Raw genomic sequence first — 16,532 nt, 5'->3', positions numbered from 1 at the left:
GAGATCTCAGTCGGCGAAGCTCAGACCGCGTTCGGCGAGTGCTTCACGCAGAATCCTCAGTGCCTTCGGCCCCATCCCGTGCAAAGCGCCCAGTTCTTTCTCGGATACGGACGTCAGCTGTGCGAGTCGGGTGTAACCCGCCCCGATCAGCGCGCGCTGCGCGGGAGCCCCTGTTTTCGGGAAGTCGGTGTCCGGATCTGGTTCTGTCACTGGTCAACTCCTCGTGTGGGGTTTTCCACAGTCTAGCGAGTGTCGTGAACGATGTCGGGTCGGTCGAGTGCGCTTTCGGATCGGTCGATCTTGTCGAGCCGTCGCGGAAGTGCGCGGACTGCTACGGCAATGCCGACGATCGCTATCGCGGCGAATGTGACGAGAAGCAGCTGCGCAGAACGTAGCGTCGACGGTTCTCCGATGTTCACCAGAACTCCGGCCAGGGCTGCGCCGAAGGCATTGGCGATCAGCTGCACGGTGTTGATGGCAGCCGAGGCACGCGCCCCTTCGCCGGGATCGGTTACCGACGTCATCGCACCGACTGCAAGATGAGGCCAGGCGATGCCGATTCCGACGCCGGCGACCAACAGTCCGATCACCCACGCGACGATCGCACCGGCGCCGGCATGTTCGGTGAGGAATGCCGCCATGATGCCCAAACCGATCGCGACGAGGATCGGACCGCTGACAACGATTCGCCGCACCATTCGAGGGGCCGTCGCCGAGGCGCTCGGGATCTCGCCGAGAGTCCAGCCCAGAGCCAGTGCGGCGCCGAGGAATCCGGCTGCGAGCGGCGCCATCCCGGCAAGTCGTTGGCCGAAGAGGGGGATGAACGTCTCGACGGTCGACGCTACCGCGAGGACCACGATTGTCAGGTACACCCACATGAGGGATGACGCGTTGAACGTCGACGGTGGTAGTACGCCGTGGCGCGAGCGGCGGTCTGCTGCGACAAAAGCGACCAGTAGCAGCACGGCGGCGAGAACCATCGCTGCAGTCACCGCGATATTGGACAGGATCCCCGCCACGCTGACCAACAAAGCCGCCGCAGTCAGCAGTGCCAGTGAGAGGACCGGCACCGGACTGCTGGTGGTGCTGCCCGGTTCGTGCGCGGGCAGAGCACCGGGAACGAGAGCTGCGACTGCGATCGTCGCGATGACCAGAACGCCGAAAGCCCACCGCCAGGCGCCGAATTGAGCAAACACTCCGCCGATGGCGGGCCCGGCGAAGGTGCCGACTCCCCACATCGCCGAGACCAGCGCGGCCCCGCGGGTCCACAGATGTCTGGGGAGCGCGGCATTGATGACGGCGTAGCCGAGACCAGCCAGCAGGCCACCTCCCGAACCCTGGATCGTGCGGCCGACCAACAGCAATTCCATGGTCGGGCTGACCGCACAGACGACGGTGCCGAGTGCGAAGATCGCGAGGCCGATCAGGTAGGCCCCGCGCGGGCCTCTGGCGGCGAGGACGTTGGTGACCAGCATCGAAGAGATGACGGAAGCGATCAGGAAGACCGTCGCGGTCCAGGCGTAATACTGCTGACCGCCGATGTCGTCGATGGCAGTCGGAAGCAGGCTGGTCGTCAGGTAGACGTTGGTCGCGTACAGCGCGACTCCGCCTGCGAGGACGGTTGCGGTGCCGAGGTATCGACCGCTCAGGAGCTGCCGCCAGGTTCCGGCGGGAGCATCGGTGGGGGAGTGCATGTTGTCGAAGGTAGAATCTCAAGTGCGCTTCAGGTCAATGTCGCGCAGCCATTGGGAGGCAGAATGATCCGTAAGAGTGACGAACTTCTCTCGATCGGTGAGGTATCGGCGCGAACCGGCGTCGCCGTGTCGGCGGTGCGCTACTACGAAACACTCGGTTTGGTTCCTGCGGAGCGGACGGCGGGGAACATGAGGAAGTTCCCGCGGCACTCGATCCGGCGGGTGTCGCTCATCCAGTTGGCAGTCCGGTTCGGGATACCTCTGGCCGAAGTTGCCGAAGTGTTCGGGTCGTTGCCGCAGGGGCGGACCCCGACGAAGAAGGACTGGCGCAAGATTTCGACGGAGTGGAATCGGCGACTCGAGGATCGTAAGCAGGCCATCGCCCGGATGCAGGACGAACTGACGGGGTGCATCGGCTGCGGGTGTCTGTCACTCAAGACCTGCAACCTGCTCAACCCGGGAGACGAACTGGGCCGGGAGGGGCCCGGCGCCAGACGCCTCTGAAAATCCTGTCGGTCAGACTCTTTCGCGCGGTCTGGATTGTGCATTCCACCGACCACCGCGACGCTCGATCTCGATGGGATGCGAGAAGCACTCGCTGATGTTCTGGGTGGTGATCACATTCTCGGCGAGCCCGCTGGCGGTCACGACTCCATCCTTGATCAGCAGAGCGTGCGTGGTGGTGCTCGGAATCTCTTCGATGTGATGCGTCACCAGAATGCTGGCAAGTGACGGGTTCTGATTGCGGAGGTCGTCCAAAGCCGTCAAGAGTTGTTCGCGCGCAGCCAGATCCAGCCCGGTCGCCGGCTCGTCGAGCAGGAGCAGGCGTGGTTCGACCATGAGCGCGCGGGCGATCAGGGCTCGTCCTCGTTCGCCCTGGGACAGGTTGGGCCACAGCGCGTCCGAGCGCGGTCTCATCCCCAGGAGATCGATCAGTGCGTCGGCGTGAGCCTCTTGTTCCGGAGTCGGTGACCACCGGGGCATCACCTCGGTGGTGTTGGTGAGGCCGGTGATCACGACGTTGCGGACGGTGATCGGAATTCCGATCGTGTGACGCGGGTTCACGTGCCCGATGTCCATCCGCAGTTCCCTCATGTCGACGCGGCCCAGCTTGTGTCCGAGGACGTAGACGGAACCGCGAGTCGGGTGGGCGGTTGCTCCGAGCAGGCTCAGGAGGGTGCTCTTGCCTGCGCCGTTCGCGCCGAGGAGGACCCAGTGTTGTCCGGGTTCGATCGAAATGTTGATGTCTTTCAACAAGTATCGGCCGTCGCGGACGAGATCCACGTGTTCGGTCGACAGAACTGTGCCGGTGGGGTGTTGCACGAGAACTAACCTCTCTTAGGCGTCGAGCACACGCAGTCGTCGTAGGACGGTGTCGATGTTTGCTCGAGTTGCCGCTACCGCGGCTTCTGGGTCGGCGTCTTGAAGGGCCTCGACCAACTGATCATGGGCATGTGAGGTGTCGGGGACGCCGGCCTCGTGGGCCATCATCTCGACGAGGGATTCACGAAGGAGCGGACGCACCGACGTGAAAAGCGAGAGCAGAACTGCGTTTCCTGACAGTCGAACGACTTCGGTGTGGAAGTCGAGGTCGACGTCGACGAACTTCTCGACATCACCCTCGAAATGACTGTGTCGCATGGTCAGTCGACGCCGCAGGCCGTCGAGATCCTCGGGTTGTACCCGCTCCGCGGCCAGTCTGGCGGCCTCGATCTCGAGTGCGCGACGGACTTCGAAGACCTCGAGGATCCTCGAGCGTCGAAGAAGTTTGGTGAATTCGTCGACGTGCTCGAGTTCGGACGCGGCAGCCACGAAGGTTCCGACGCCGTGTCGGACTTCGAGTAGTCCGTCGCGAGCGAGGAGGCGGATTGCCTCGCGAATCGAGGAACGCCCGACGCCGAGTTCGACGGCGAGGGCCGCCTCGCTCGGTATGCGCTCGGACGGCGCCCACGTTCCATGCATGATTCGCCCGCGCAGCAACTGTTCGAGTTGCGGTACCAGCGGACCACTGCGAAGTGTGAATCCTGTGTGGTCGTCGGACACGGCTTGCCTCTCGGGTGGGTACCGAAAGAGTAACAACTCATCAGACGTCTGAGGACTCGGGTGGCCGGTGTGTCGCCGTAGTGTTCACGCGGTCGAAGCGTGTCAGTTGCGGGTGACGCCGAGGAGCAGTGCGATCAGGTCGAGGGCCGTCTCGATCTCGGCCTTTTCTCGGCCGAGCAGGGGGGCGTAGAGGTGTACGTCGCAGATGCGAACGAGGGCTTCGCCCAGCACTTGCGGCGAGAGCGTGATCGTCAGCTGGCCGGCGTCGACCTGGGATTGCAGGATTTCTGCGGTGATGGAGGCGGAGATCGATTCGATGGAGCCGGGCATCATCGCGAGTTTGATGAACACCATCGGTTCGCGTTTGGTCAGCGCGCGCAGTTCTGTCGACGATTCCACCGATCGCATGACGCGGCCGAAGACGTCGAGAATGTACTCCGGACCTTGCCCCGACGCCTGTGACATCGCCTTTCGGTATGTCCGTTCGGTGGCCTCGGCCAGCACTGTTCCGAGCAGCTCGTCGCGGTTGCCGACCCAGCGGTACAGCGTCGCGCGGCCTACGCCGAGACGTTCGGCGAGCAGTGACATGTCGAGTGGTTCCTCCGCGAGGTACATGCTCGCGGCGGTGTCGATCGCGCGTCGGCGTTCGAGGTCGGTAGGCATCGGGACATTCTCTCCGGTTGTCCGGTACTGCACAATTTCGGCCGTTGAAAAATGGTGAGCCTCGGGGGAACGAGCCTATTGACGAACCTGGCCACGTGAGACACACTAGCTCATTGTCTCATGTTAGTGATGGCGATCACAGTCAGGGGTTCGATCGATGAGTTCAGTACAAACCGTTCGTGGGCCGGTGGATACAGCCGATCTGGGAAAGGTGTTGATGCACGAGCATGTCTTCGTTCTGGGTGAGGAGTTGCGCCAGAACTACCCCGACTACCCCGAACCCTGGGACGAGGAAGTACGGGTAGCGGACGCGGTGGCAAAGCTGACCGAGGTGAAGTCCCGCGGAATCAGCACGATCGTCGATCCCACGGTGATCGGCCTCGGCCGGTACATTCCGCGAATCGTCCGGATCAACGAGCAGGTCGATCTCAACATCATCGTTGCTACCGGCATCTACACCTACAACGACATTCCCTTCCAATTCCATTACACCGGACCGGGATTGCTGTTCGACGGCCCCGAGCCGATGGTCGAACTGTTCGTCAAGGACATCAGGGAAGGAATCGCCGGAACCGGTGTCCGAGCCTCCTTCCTGAAGTGCGCCATCGAGGAGCCGGGCCTTACCCCCGGCGTCGAGCGGGTCATGCGCGCGGTCGGACAGTCGCAGGTGGAAACGGGAGTGCCGATCACCGTGCACACCAATCCGCACACTGAATCCGGGCTGGTCGCGCAGAAGGTTCTGGCCGAAGAGGGTGCGGATCTGACCAAGGTGGTCATCGGTCACTCCGGCGACACCACCGATCTCGACTACCTGTGTGCGCTGGCCGATGCCGGTTCGCTACTGGGGATGGACCGTTTCGGTCTCGAACCGTTCCTGTCGTTCGAGGATCGTGTCAACACGGTGGTGGAGATGGCCCGTCGCGGTTACGCGGAGAAGATGGTTCTGGCACATGACGCGTCGTGTTTCATCGACTACTTCCCCAGTGCTGCAAGAGAAGTGGCACTTCCGAACTGGAACTACACCCACATCAGTGATGATGTCATTCCTGCGCTGCTCGAACGTGGTGTCACCGAAGACCAGGTCAAGGCGATGCTGGTGGACAACCCACGTCGGTACTTCGAGAGCTGAGATATGACCTACGTGTACGAGAGCAAGCCCTGGCTCGCCAATTACGACGCCGACACTCCGCCGAACGTAGACATCGAGCACGTCGACGCCCTCGCGATGTTCCGTGCTTCGCTGGAGCGCGATCGCACTGCCCCGATCATCAGGTACTTCGACAGGACCGTCAGCTTTGCCGAGCTCGACGAGATGTCGGATGCGCTTGCCGTAGCCCTCGCCAAGGATGGAATCGGGTTCGCAGACAGAGTTTCCTTTGTCCTGCAGAATGTTCCGCAGTTCGTGATCGCGACAGTCGCGGTCTGGAAGCTCGGTGCCGTCGTCGTTCCGGTCAATCCGATGTACCGCGACCGTGAGCTGTCCACCGTACTGGCCGACAGCGGAGCGGCGGCAGTCATCTGTCTCGAGTCCTCGGCCGAGACCGTGGCGACTGCGTCCGAGGGCACCGCAGTGAGACGGGTGATCACCACGTCGGAACTGGATTTTCAGTCGCGCGACGATGAACGGATCTTCGGTTCGGCGTCCAGGATTCGGCACGATGGATTTCCGGATCTACTGGAATTGATCGAGGCTCATCGAGGGCAGAAGCCCGAGAAGGTCGATCTGTCCCCGGAAGACCTTGCCTACCTTCCCTATACGTCAGGGACAACCGGCCCGCCGAAGGGGTCGATGAACTCGCACGCAAATGTCGTGTTCGCAGCGCAGATCTATCGGGACTGGCTGGGGTTGCGCCCCGGCGGCGCGATGTTTGCGGTGGCGCCACTGTTCCATATCACCGGGTTGATCGGGCACGTCGCGGCTCCACTCCTGGCCGGCGCGCCCACGATTCTGACCTGCCGATTCCATCCCATCGTTGCAGCGGAGTCGATTTCGGAGCATCGGGCTACCGCGATCATCGGAGCGATCACCGTATTCATCGCGTGGACGGACAGCGCGGCAGTCTCGAAGGAATCGCTGAGCAGTCTCGAATCGGTGTATTCGGGTGGAGCGCCGATTCCGCATGCGGCGTTGGAAGCGTTCCGGGCGAAGTTCGGTCACTACATTCACAACGGCTACGGGCTGACCGAGACGAACAGTCCGGCAATCGTGGTGCCGAATTCTCGTGAAGCGCCGGTGGATCCGGCATCGGGAGCCGTTGCCGTCGGTGTTCCGGTGTCGAATACGTACGCCGAGGTGGTGGACGAGAACGACAGGCCGGTACAGATCGGGAAGTACGGCGAGATCGTGGTCTCCGGGCCTCAGGTTGCACTCGGTTACTGGAACAAGCCAGCCGAAACCGCGCATGCCATGCCGGACGGGCGTTTTCACACCGGCGACATCGGATTCATGGACGGCGACGGTTGGTTCTACATCGTCGACCGGATGAAGGATCAGATCAATGCGTCGGGCTTCAAAGTGTGGCCACGCGAAGTGGAAGATGTTCTCTACGAACACCCCGCCGTACGAGAAGCTGCCGTCGTCGGTGTCATGGATCCGTATCGGGGCGAAACCGTGAAGGCCTTCGTGTCTTTCAAGGATGGTTTCGAGGCGACCACCGAGGATCTGGTCGAGTTCTGCAAGGAAAGGCTTGCAGCATACAAGTATCCACGCATCGTCGAGGTAATGAACGACCTGCCGAAAACAGTGAGCGGCAAGATTCTTCGTCGTGAACTGCGGGTACCGAACTAGATCTACCTGACAAACGAATTGCCGGCCGCCGACAAGGTGAGCCGGCCATTCGTCGTGGTGGCTGACGAGCATCGGTAGGGGATTTAGTCCCCTATGCGGCAATGCATTTCAGTGATTGACATCACTCTTTTTGTATCGCAGACTGATCGCAACGCCACAGAGTTGAAGTTGGTGTCAGTTTCTACTTCTGGCCCGGTTCCGCTTCTCAACTCCCGGCGCGACGAGCGTCCGACCCATCGAGGAGTAACCCATGACGAGATCGGCAGTGGATTCGAACACGCAGGCAGGGGGTCTGTCCGATCAGGAACGGAAGAAGAAGAAAGCGCACCGCAAACTTCTCGGCGCGGGACTGCTCGGCAGTTCCATCGAGTGGTACGACTTCTTCTTGTACGGAACGGCTGCGGCACTGGTCTTTCCGCATGTGTTCTTCCCCGATTCATCCGCACTGATGGGCACATTGCTCTCGTTCAGTACGTTCTGGGCCGGCTTCGTTGCCCGCCCCATCGGCGGTTTGGTCGCCGGACACTTCGGCGACAAGTATGGGCGTAAGCCCGCTGTCGTCACCTGCCTGTTGCTGATGGCCGTCGCGACGTTCCTGATCGGCGCGATCCCGAGTGCGTCGGCAATCGGCGTCGTCGCTCCGATTCTTCTGGTGACACTGCGATTCATCCAAGGTCTCGCCTGCGGTGGCCAGTGGGGCGGAATCGTCCTTCTCCTCACCGAATCCGCGAGTCCCAAGAAGCGCGGATTCTCAGGCACTTTCGGTCAGATGGGTGTCTCGTTCGGTGTAGTGCTGGGCAACCTGGTCTTCCTCGTCGCAACCGCGACCATTTCCAATGATGCATTCCTGAGCTGGGGTTGGCGAGTTCCGTTCTTCGCCAGCGCGCTGCTCTTCCCCGTGGTTCTGTACATCCAGACGAAGGTCGAGGACACGCCGGAATTCCTCGAGTTGCAGGAAGACGCCAAGAAGAACCAAAAGGACGTCGTCGTTCAGGCTCCACTGGCGCAGGCGCTCAAGGATCACTGGCGCAAGATTCTGCTCGGTTGCGGACTTCTGGCCGCCACCAATGCGCTGTTCTACATCAGTATCGCCGGTGTGCTCAGCTACGGCACAACCGAACTGGGGTTGAAGCGGAACTCACTGCTCATCATTTCGCTCCTGAGTGCGTTGCTGACAGTCGGAGTGGTGCTGTGGTCCGGGAAGATGTCGGACAAGATCGGTCGTCGTCCGATGATCCTGATCGGCGCCGCGGCGATCGTGGTGTGGGCATTCCCGTATTTCTGGTTGATCAACACCAAGTCCTTGCCGCTGTTCTTCATCGCAGTCACGGTCGGCAGTGTGTTCCAGTCGATGACCTACGGGCCGATCGCGGCATACATGGGTGAGCTGTTCGCACCCAACGTGCGTTACTCGGCAGCATCGTTGGCCTACCAGTTGGCCGCGATCACGGTCAGTGGTGGAACCCCGTTCATCATGACCGCGCTTATCGCGAAGACCGGAACCACGACGTGGGTTGCCGTGTTCGTAGCACTCATGGGTTTGGTGACCTTCTTCAGCGCCTGGGTACTGAAAGAGACCAACCCGAAAGAAGTTCGGGACGATCCGAACGCCATTCCCGGCGCGCATCTCTACGCCAAGTAGTACCTTCGGTTTCGAACAGACGCCCGCTACCGGTCACCGGTGGCGGGCGTCTGACGTATAACTGGAGCATGGCTGCAGCACGCACAGGCTCCGAAGATGCTTCGTCGACAGTGTCACGGGAACTTCCCTCCACTCAGCGTGGTTTGCGCACGCGTCGATCGTTGATCGATGCGGCTCGCACCGTCTTCGAGCGGACCGGTTATCTGGACTCGCGTCTGATCGACATCACGGTGGAGGCCCAGTGCTCGGCCGGCACCTTCTACACCTACTTCGCGAGCAAGGAAGAGATCTTCGCAGCAGTGATGGAGCTGGCGCGAGAAGACATGATGCATCCGGGAATGCCGCACACTCCGAAAGGCGCCGATCCCGCTGACGTCATCGCGGCGAGTAACCGCGCATACCTCGAGGCGTACCGACGGAACGCGAAACTGATGGGACTGCTCGAGCAGGTCGCAAGCATCGATCCGGAGTTCCGGGTTCTGCGCCTCGAGCGCGCTGACGCGTTTGTTCGACGCAACGCGCGCAGCATCGAGAAGCTGCAGAAAGCCGGTCTGGCGGACGCGAATCTCGATCCGCTCCTGACGTCTCGGGCGCTCTCCGGGATGATCAGTCGACTTGCGTTCGGGTACTTCGTATCCCGCGGCGGCGAGGACGGCGCGGCTGGAGTGACCTTCGACGGTCTGCTCGATACGGTCAACCGGTTGTGGATCAACACTTTGCAATTCTCGCTGCAACAAAATTGATGTTGACGCCGGGTTCATGTCTGGTGTCTGATGGAGCAATGACACCCACGCGTACGGCAGTGCTCGTCGATTTCGGTGGAGTCCTCACCTCCAGTGTTCTGCAGGCCTTCGAAGACTTCGGGGCCTCGCTCGGCGGCGACCCACGACTTCCGTTGACCCTGCTTTCCCGCGACGACGTCTCGAAGAAGCTGCTCTCCGATCACGAATCCGGAAAGATCGACCAGGAGGCCTTCGAGGTCGGATTCGGGGAACGGCTACGAGCACACGGCGCCGTCGTCGACAGCGCCGGATTGGTGGACCGGATGCAGGCCGGGCTGATTCGAGACGAGGAGATGGTGCGTCTGCTCGCAGATGTTCGGGCAGCGGGACACCCTGTTGCGCTCGTGTCGAATGCTTTCGGGCGTGATTGTTATGCGGGATTTGTCCTCGAGGAGTTGGCCGATGAGGTGGTGATCTCGTCGGAAGTCGGGATTCGCAAGCCTTCTCGTCAGATCTACACCATTGCGTGTGAGCGACTGGGCGTCGCGCCCGACGACGCCGTGATGATCGACGATCTGCAACAGAACCTCGACGGTGCGGCGCGGTTGGGGATCGCCGGCATTCTTCACACTGATGCGGAAAGCACTCGCAGACAATTGGAATCGACGTTCGGACTACTGTCCACGCGGTGAAACTGTAGGTTTCTCGGTAACACGTGGACACTGCTGGAACACTCGGATATTGCCGGAACACTTTTGGAGGAATGAATGATTGCTGTCATCGCGGATATCACCGTCAAGGACGGAAGCGGCGAGCAGTTCGAAGCCGTAATCGCCGAACTCGCCGAGAAGGCGCGCACAGAAGAGCCCGGAACAATTCTGTATCAACTGATCCGCTCGAAGACGGATACGAATTCCTACAAGTTCATGGAGTTGTACCAGGACGGCGCTGCCATCAAGGCACACGGAACGTCCGAGCATTTCCAGGCTGCAGGAAAGGCGATGGCGCCGTTCCTCGCCGGCGCCCCGCAGATCGAGTACTTCGACGCTCTCTGAGCGAATGGACAGGGCTCTCTGAGCGCATGAACAGGTGAGCCCCGGCGAAATCTCGCCGGGGTTCACCTGTGTTTTCAGTTCTGCTTCTGGGCGAGGAGTTCAGTGCGGTCGATCGATCGCTTGAGGATCTTTCCCGTCGAACCCTTCGGGAGCGCGTCGATGAACTGGACCACCCGCGGAATCTTATAGGCGGACAGACGTTCCCGAGCCCACGAGGTGACGTCATCTGCTTCGAGGTCGGAGCCTGGGCGAACGGCCACCACCGCCGCAACCTCCTCGCCGTAGTAGTCGTCGGGTATACCGATCACCGCGGCCTCGATGATGTCGGGGTGCTGGTAGAGCACCTCTTCGACCTCGCCTGGATAGACGTTGTATCCACCGCGGATGATGAGGTCCTTGACGCGGTCGACGATGCGAAGGTCACCGTCGGCGTCGGTCTCGCCGAGGTCTCCGGTGCGGAACCATCCGTCGTCGGACAGGACGGCGGCCGTGTCGGCCGGGCGCTTCCAGTAGCCCTTCATGACCGTCGGTCCTTTGATGAATACCTCGCCCACTGTGCCTGCCTGGCAGACATTTCCGTCGTGATCACGGACCTCGACCTCGGTGCGCGGTACGGCGCGGCCGGTGTATCCGATCTTTGCGACGCGGTCGATGCTGTTGAAAGTTCCGAATGCGCTCGTCTCGGTCAGGCCGTAGCCCTCGAGGATTGTGCAGTTGAACCGTGCTTCGAAGGCGCGAGCGACTTCACCGGGAAGTGATGCGCCACCGGAGATTGCGATCCGCAGTTGTTCGAAGTCGGAGCTGTCCACGTCGGCTGCGGCGTGCAGCATGGCATTCCACATGGTGGGGACGCCCGCCATGATGGTGAGCTTGTCCCGGCGCACCAGATCGAGCATGGCGGCCGGGTCGAACCGGGCGAGCAGGGATAGTGATCCGCCGCCGGTGAAGGTTGCCATCATGACCGAACCCTGGCCGAAGATGTGAAAGAGCGGCAGTCCGGTACCGGTGCGGTCCGAGGGATTTCCGCGGCTGCTCTCGGCGCCGATCTCACCGGCAGACAACAGATTCCCGACCGTCAGCTGAGCGCCCTTCGGACGTCCGGTGGTACCGGAGGTGTAGAGAATCGCCGTGGTGTCCGCTGTGTCGCGGTCGACCACCGTTGCCGGTGGATGGTCGGCCTTCGCCGATTCTTCGGTGAGCGTCCACACCGGGACGCCGCGCGCACTCCCTGCATCCTGAACTGCGGGACCGAGCTGGTGCCAGGCGATCGCCAGCGAAATCTCGGCGTCGTCCAGTACGTACTCGACTTCGGGTTGCGCCGACATCGTGTTGATGGGCACCACGACACAACCTGCAGCCTGAATCCCCATGTACGCCACGATGAATTCAGGCACCGACGGCGCCGCGAGCAGAACGCGGTCGCCGACGCTCAACCCTTCGTCGCGAATGCGGCCGGCGAACGCCAGAGATGCATCGTGAAGCTGCCGGTATGTCCAATGATTATCCGTGCCGCGAATTGCAATATTGTCCGGAGTGGCTTCCGCGTGACGGGTCACCGGGTCGAGAACGCTAACCATGGTTCTGCCTTTCGGGAGGAATCGACCGATTGTGTGTCCTGGGTCTCACCAGAGCGTACACTTGAATCCGGCGTCAACATCGAGTCTGCTGGGATTGTCCCGAAAATGATGTTGACTCGGAAGGATGAGGAGCGCACCGTGCTCGACGACGAATCGCGAATTGCCGCCTTACCGGTGGCTCCGCCCGCGCTGCTCCGGGATCGACCGACCACCGAGCGGGGGACCCGCACGCGTGCGGCATTAGTTGCCGCTGCCCGTAAGGTTTTCGAGCGTAGTGGTTATCTCGATGCCCGTCTGATCGACATCGCCAAAGAAGCCGGCTGCGCTACGGGATCGTTCTATACGTACTTCGCGAACAAGGAAGAGGTGTTCGCCGCCGTCCTCGAGGTCGCGCGAGACGACATGATGCATCCGGGCATGGGACGCGTTGCGGGCGCGGACGATCCGTACGCCGTGCTGGAGGCGAGCAATCGAGCGTATCTGGCCGCGTACCAACGCAATGCGAAGTTGATGGGGCTCATGGAGCAGGTCGCTCACATCGACCCGGAGTTCCGGAAGTTCCGCAGCGAGCGTGCCAATGCGTTCATACGCCGTAATGCCCGCGGGATTGCAGATCTGCAGTCCCGCGGCATCGCGGACACGACGCTGGATCCGATGACGGCGTCGATTGCTCTGTCCGGCATGGTGAGTCGACTCGCCTACAGTCTGTTCACCCTCCGTGAGGGTGAGGTGGACGGGCGTTCGCCGGAGTTCGATCAGATTGTCGCCACGGTGACCGATCTGTGGGCGAACGCTCTCAAGTTCCCTGACCGTCTCTGACGAGGGGCCGCCCCGGGCCGGGAGGCTCGGAGCGGCCGGGACGCGCAGGTTCAGCCCTTCTCGATTCAGCTCTTCTCGACGACGCGAGCGACGGATTCGGCGACGACCACGGGCTTGTCGGAACCTTCACGCTCGACCACCTGGCTCATCTTCACTTGGATTCCGCCGGGCAACTGCTCTGCGGACACGACGGTTGCGCGCATGCGGACCCGGGATCCCACAGGAACGGGAGCGGGGAAGCGAACCTTGTCGTAGCCGTAATTGAGGCTGTGGGCGAAGCCGTCGAAGTGGATGAGTTGGTAGGAGAACTGGGGGCCCAGCGAGAGGCTGAAGAGTCCGTGCGCGATGGTGCTGCCGAGCGGGCTCGATGCGGCTCGTTCCGGGTCGACGTGAATCCACTGATGATCGTTTGTGGCTTCGGCGAACGCGTTGATGCGCTCCTGGGTGATGTCGTACCACTCCGTCGGGCCAAGTTCCTGGCCGATGAGCTTCTCGAGCTCGGCGAAGGTGGACGGGCGGACGGGCAATTGGTTTTCAGTCATCGTTGATCCCTTTACTCGCAGTTCAGGAGGACGGAACGGGCCGTTCGGGTGACCGTCACGATTCGACGGTTGAAACTGACGCCGGATTCAACTATACATGAGGGGAGACGTGGATCACTGTCAGCGCGTAGGTATGACGCAAGCGAGAGGAATCGCTCATGAAGGTTGCCCAGAAGGTAGCAATTGTCACCGGTGGCGGCGGGGGGATCGGCGGTGCGCTGGCCGAGCGACTGGCTGCCCAGGGCGCTCGCGTCGTAGTGGCCGACCTCGACGGAGCGGCGGCGTCAGCGGTAGCAGAGGCGATCAACGCGGAGCGTCCCGGAGCGGCCGTGTCTGCCGGTGGCGACGTCTCCGACGAGACGGTCATTGCAGGCCTGATCGCGCAGGCGGAGAAGGAATTCGGCCCGGTCGACCTCTACTTCGCCAATGCCGGCGTCACCGGAGGCATGGGCCTCGACATCAGCGAGGACGTCTGGGACGCGACGATCGACGTCAACGTTCGCGCTCACATTCGCGCTGCCAGGCTCCTCGTCCCCGGTTGGACCGAGCGCGGGGAGGGCTACTTCATCAGCACCGCCTCTGCGGCCGGCTTGCTCAGCCAGGTCGGCTCGGCCGCGTACTCGGTGACCAAACATGCCGCGGTCGCATTTGCCGAGTGGCTCTCGATCACCTACGGAGATCAGGGCGTTCGCGTCAGTTGCCTGTGTCCGATGGGCGTCAACACCAAGCTCCTCTACGAAGGCGAGAACTCCGGCGATCCGGTCGGCAAGGCCGCAACCGGAGCCGTGCTTGCCGCCGGCAACGTTCTCGAGCCGGCTGAATGCGCCGAAATCGTTCTTGCCGCAGTAGATGCCGAGGAATTCCTCATCCTTCCGCACAAGAACGTGCTGGACATGTACCGGCAGAAGGGCGCCGACTACGACCGTTGGCTGCGCGGGATGCGTCGGTACCAGGCGTCGCTGCTCGCGGGAACGCGATGACCGAGGAACTCGTCCTCTCCGAGCAGAGAGGCGCGGTGCTGGTTCTGACATTCAATCGGCCCCGCGTTCTCAACGCGTGGACCAACGAGCTCGAAGATCAGTACTACGACCTTTTGGCCGCAGCAGACGAAGATCCCGGTGTCCGAGCAATTGTAGTCACCGGCTCGGGCCGCGGATTCTGTTCGGGGGCTGACCTCGGCAATCTGAAGAACGTCGGCGGCGTTTCCGAAAGTGATCTGGTCCGACCGCGAGATCGTGATTTCCCGACCACCATCCGCAAGCCGCTGATCGCTGCCGTCAACGGCGTCGCCGCAGGCCTCGGAATGGTCGAGGCTCTGTACTGCGACGTTCGTTTCGGTTCGAGTGCAGCACGATTCACTACCGCGTTCGCGCGTCGAGGCCTCATTGCGGAGTACGGCATCTCCTGGATGTTGCCCCGATTGGTCGGTCACAGTCGAGCAGTCGATCTGCTGCTTTCCAGCCGGATGGTGGATGCCGACGAGGCGTACCGCATCGGTTTGATCGACCACCTGGTCACCGGCGGTGACGCTCTGGATGCGGCGATTGCTTACGCCGAGGACATCGCGGCCAACTGCTCGCCGACGTCCCTCTCCGTCATCAAGTCTCAGATGAGTGCCGACGCGCACTCGACCTTCACCGATTCCGCCAGGCGTGCGGAATCGCTGATGCTGAATGCATTTCACGGCCCGGATGTCGTCGAAGGCGTCAACAGCCATCTCGAACATCGAGCCCCCAATTTTCCTTCCCTCTCTGTCAGGAGTTCACATGTCAGTGTTTGAGTTCTCGGATCGCACCAAGAAGTACCAGGCCGAACTGCTCGATTTCATGGACAAGCACGTTTATCCGGCCGAAGCGGTCTACGAAGAGCAGATGCGTGAGTCCGGTAACCCGCACTTCCAGCCGCCGATCATCGACGACTTGAAGAAGGAAGCCAAGGCGCGCGGGCTGTGGAACCTCTTTCACCCGCATCCCGAGTGGGGCCCCGGCCTGACCAACCTGGAATACGCACCGCTCGCGGAGATCATGGGCCGCAGCCACCTGGCTTCCGAAGCCACCAACTGCGCCGCTCCGGACACGGGAAACATGGAGGTGCTCACGCTCTTCGGCACCGACGAGCACAAGGAGAAGTACCTCAAGCCGCTTCTCGAAGGCGAAATCCGCTCTGCTTTCGCGATGACCGAGCCCGAGGTTGCCAGTTCCGACGCCACCAACATCCAGCTTCGTATGGACCGTGACGGCGACGAGTACGTACTGAACGGCCGTAAGTGGTTCGCTTCCAACGCTTTGCATCAGAACTGCAAGGTTCTGATCGTCATGGGCAAGACCGACTTCAATGCCGCCACCCACCGTCAGCAGTCGATGATGGTCGTTCCGATCGATGCTCCCGGCGTCACGATCCTGCGCAACTTGCCGGTCTTCGGCTACCAGGACCGTGAAGGACACGGCGAGATCACCTTCGAGGACGTGCGCGTCCCGGCCAAGGACATTCTCGCCGGCGAGGGCGAAGGATTCGCGATCAGCCAGGCTCGCCTCGGACCCGGCCGCATCCACCACTGCATGCGTGCAATCGGAATGGCCGAGCGCGCACTGGAACTGATGTGCAAGCGCGCATCCACCCGCATCACCTTCGGAAAGCCCGTCAGTGACAACGCGAATATCCAGGACTGGATCGCCGAGGCTCGTATCGACATCGAGATGGTTCGACTCCTCACGCTCAAGGCCGCTCACATGATGGACACGGTGGGCAACAAGGAAGCGCGCACCGAGATCGCAGCCATCAAGGTTGCGGCGCCGAACATAGCGCTCAAGATCATCGACCGCGCCATCCAGGTTCACGGCGGCGGCGGCGTCACGGACGACTTCCCGCTCGCGATGGCTTACGCCCACATGCGCACCCTTCGCCTGGCCGACGGCCCGGACGAGGTGCACAAGCGCGCCATCGCCAAGCAGGAACTGCGCAAGTACCGCGAAGTCAAGGCGAACTGA

At 61.9% G+C, this 16,532-nt stretch carries 18 protein-coding genes; 11 read left to right on the top strand and 7 right to left on the bottom strand.

Annotated features, from left to right (window positions below):
- Positions 1-6 precede the first annotated feature (6 nt).
- The gene (locus tag ABWI03_RS03835; RefSeq protein WP_095972789.1) at positions 7-210 is read right to left on the bottom strand and encodes a helix-hairpin-helix domain-containing protein; all 204 of its coding nucleotides are present in this window, start codon (positions 208-210) and stop codon (positions 7-9) included.
- 32 nt (positions 211-242) lie between these two features.
- Positions 243-1,694, bottom strand: coding sequence for an MFS transporter (locus ABWI03_RS03830; protein WP_298776849.1), 1,452 nt, complete (start codon positions 1,692-1,694; stop codon positions 243-245).
- Between the two features lie 63 nt (positions 1,695-1,757).
- On the opposite strand from ABWI03_RS03830, the gene soxR reads away from it, so the two are divergent.
- Positions 1,758-2,198, top strand: coding sequence for a redox-sensitive transcriptional activator SoxR (gene soxR, locus ABWI03_RS03825; RefSeq protein ID WP_060937845.1), 441 nt, complete (start codon positions 1,758-1,760; stop codon positions 2,196-2,198).
- Positions 2,199-2,210: 12 nt separating this feature from the next.
- Here soxR and ABWI03_RS03820 read toward each other — a convergent pair whose 3' ends face one another.
- The 3 genes from ABWI03_RS03820 to ABWI03_RS03810 all read right to left on the bottom strand — a co-directional run bounded on the left by ABWI03_RS03820 (position 2,211) and on the right by ABWI03_RS03810 (position 4,400).
- Positions 2,211-3,017: an ABC transporter ATP-binding protein gene (locus tag ABWI03_RS03820; protein ID WP_124568105.1), complete on the bottom strand. Its 807-nt coding sequence runs from the start codon at positions 3,015-3,017 to the stop codon at positions 2,211-2,213.
- Positions 3,018-3,032: 15 nt separating this feature from the next.
- Positions 3,033-3,737, bottom strand: coding sequence for a FadR/GntR family transcriptional regulator (locus tag ABWI03_RS03815; protein WP_003943086.1), 705 nt, complete (start codon positions 3,735-3,737; stop codon positions 3,033-3,035).
- Positions 3,738-3,839: 102 nt separating this feature from the next.
- Positions 3,840-4,400, bottom strand: coding sequence for a TetR/AcrR family transcriptional regulator (locus ABWI03_RS03810; RefSeq protein WP_003943195.1), 561 nt, complete (start codon positions 4,398-4,400; stop codon positions 3,840-3,842).
- Positions 4,401-4,557: 157 nt separating this feature from the next.
- Here ABWI03_RS03810 and ABWI03_RS03805 point away from each other — a divergent pair, with 157 nt between their 5' ends.
- The 6 genes from ABWI03_RS03805 to ABWI03_RS03780 all read left to right on the top strand — a co-directional run bounded on the left by ABWI03_RS03805 (position 4,558) and on the right by ABWI03_RS03780 (position 10,607).
- The gene (locus ABWI03_RS03805; protein WP_003943005.1) at positions 4,558-5,529 is read left to right on the top strand and encodes a phosphotriesterase family protein; all 972 of its coding nucleotides are present in this window, start codon (positions 4,558-4,560) and stop codon (positions 5,527-5,529) included.
- 3 nt (positions 5,530-5,532) lie between these two features.
- Positions 5,533-7,188 (top strand): AMP-binding protein, encoded by a 1,656-nt coding sequence (locus ABWI03_RS03800; RefSeq protein ID WP_298776853.1) that lies wholly within the window; start codon positions 5,533-5,535, stop codon positions 7,186-7,188.
- 250 nt (positions 7,189-7,438) lie between these two features.
- Positions 7,439-8,830 carry an MFS transporter gene (locus ABWI03_RS03795; protein ID WP_058038323.1) on the top strand — a complete coding sequence of 464 codons (1,392 nt, stop codon included), beginning with the start codon at positions 7,439-7,441 and terminating at the stop codon, positions 8,828-8,830.
- A 68-nt stretch (positions 8,831-8,898) separates the two neighbouring features.
- Positions 8,899-9,573 (top strand): TetR/AcrR family transcriptional regulator, encoded by a 675-nt coding sequence (locus tag ABWI03_RS03790; RefSeq protein WP_095972774.1) that lies wholly within the window; start codon positions 8,899-8,901, stop codon positions 9,571-9,573.
- 38 nt (positions 9,574-9,611) lie between these two features.
- Positions 9,612-10,244: an HAD family hydrolase gene (locus tag ABWI03_RS03785; protein WP_298776855.1), complete on the top strand. Its 633-nt coding sequence runs from the start codon at positions 9,612-9,614 to the stop codon at positions 10,242-10,244.
- Positions 10,245-10,319: 75 nt separating this feature from the next.
- On the top strand, positions 10,320-10,607 hold the full coding sequence (locus tag ABWI03_RS03780; RefSeq protein WP_298776856.1) for a putative quinol monooxygenase: 288 nt from the start codon (positions 10,320-10,322) through the stop codon (positions 10,605-10,607).
- Between the two features lie 74 nt (positions 10,608-10,681).
- Here ABWI03_RS03780 and ABWI03_RS03775 read toward each other — a convergent pair whose 3' ends face one another.
- Positions 10,682-12,184: a class I adenylate-forming enzyme family protein gene (locus tag ABWI03_RS03775; protein ID WP_298776857.1), complete on the bottom strand. Its 1,503-nt coding sequence runs from the start codon at positions 12,182-12,184 to the stop codon at positions 10,682-10,684.
- A 105-nt stretch (positions 12,185-12,289) separates the two neighbouring features.
- Here ABWI03_RS03775 and ABWI03_RS03770 point away from each other — a divergent pair, with 105 nt between their 5' ends.
- On the top strand, positions 12,290-13,003 hold the full coding sequence (locus ABWI03_RS03770) for a TetR/AcrR family transcriptional regulator (RefSeq protein WP_206029810.1): 714 nt from the start codon (positions 12,290-12,292) through the stop codon (positions 13,001-13,003).
- 65 nt (positions 13,004-13,068) lie between these two features.
- Here the strand turns inward: ABWI03_RS03770 and ABWI03_RS03765 are convergent, their stop codons facing one another.
- Positions 13,069-13,545 (bottom strand): MaoC family dehydratase, encoded by a 477-nt coding sequence (locus tag ABWI03_RS03765; RefSeq protein ID WP_003942878.1) that lies wholly within the window; start codon positions 13,543-13,545, stop codon positions 13,069-13,071.
- A 158-nt stretch (positions 13,546-13,703) separates the two neighbouring features.
- Here ABWI03_RS03765 and ABWI03_RS03760 point away from each other — a divergent pair, with 158 nt between their 5' ends.
- Genes ABWI03_RS03760 through ABWI03_RS03750 form a run of 3 tightly spaced genes read left to right on the top strand, consistent with a single transcriptional unit; the run spans position 13,704 to position 16,532 of the window.
- Complete coding sequence (locus ABWI03_RS03760; RefSeq protein WP_298776858.1) at positions 13,704-14,525, top strand: SDR family oxidoreductase; 822 nt, start codon at positions 13,704-13,706, stop codon at positions 14,523-14,525.
- Positions 14,522-15,325 (top strand): enoyl-CoA hydratase-related protein, encoded by an 804-nt coding sequence (locus ABWI03_RS03755; RefSeq protein ID WP_124568118.1) that lies wholly within the window; start codon positions 14,522-14,524, stop codon positions 15,323-15,325. The genes ABWI03_RS03760 and ABWI03_RS03755 overlap by 4 nt, the downstream gene beginning before the upstream one ends.
- Positions 15,312-16,532, top strand: coding sequence for an acyl-CoA dehydrogenase family protein (locus tag ABWI03_RS03750; RefSeq protein ID WP_019745701.1), 1,221 nt, complete (start codon positions 15,312-15,314; stop codon positions 16,530-16,532). The genes ABWI03_RS03755 and ABWI03_RS03750 overlap by 14 nt, the downstream gene beginning before the upstream one ends.

This window comes from Rhodococcus baikonurensis (assembly GCF_040489275.1).
Taxonomy (GTDB): Bacteria; Actinomycetota; Actinomycetes; order Mycobacteriales; family Mycobacteriaceae; genus Rhodococcus_F; species Rhodococcus_F baikonurensis.
The sequence above is the reverse complement of the archived record's forward strand: the minus strand, read 5'-3'. Positions and strand labels throughout refer to the sequence as shown.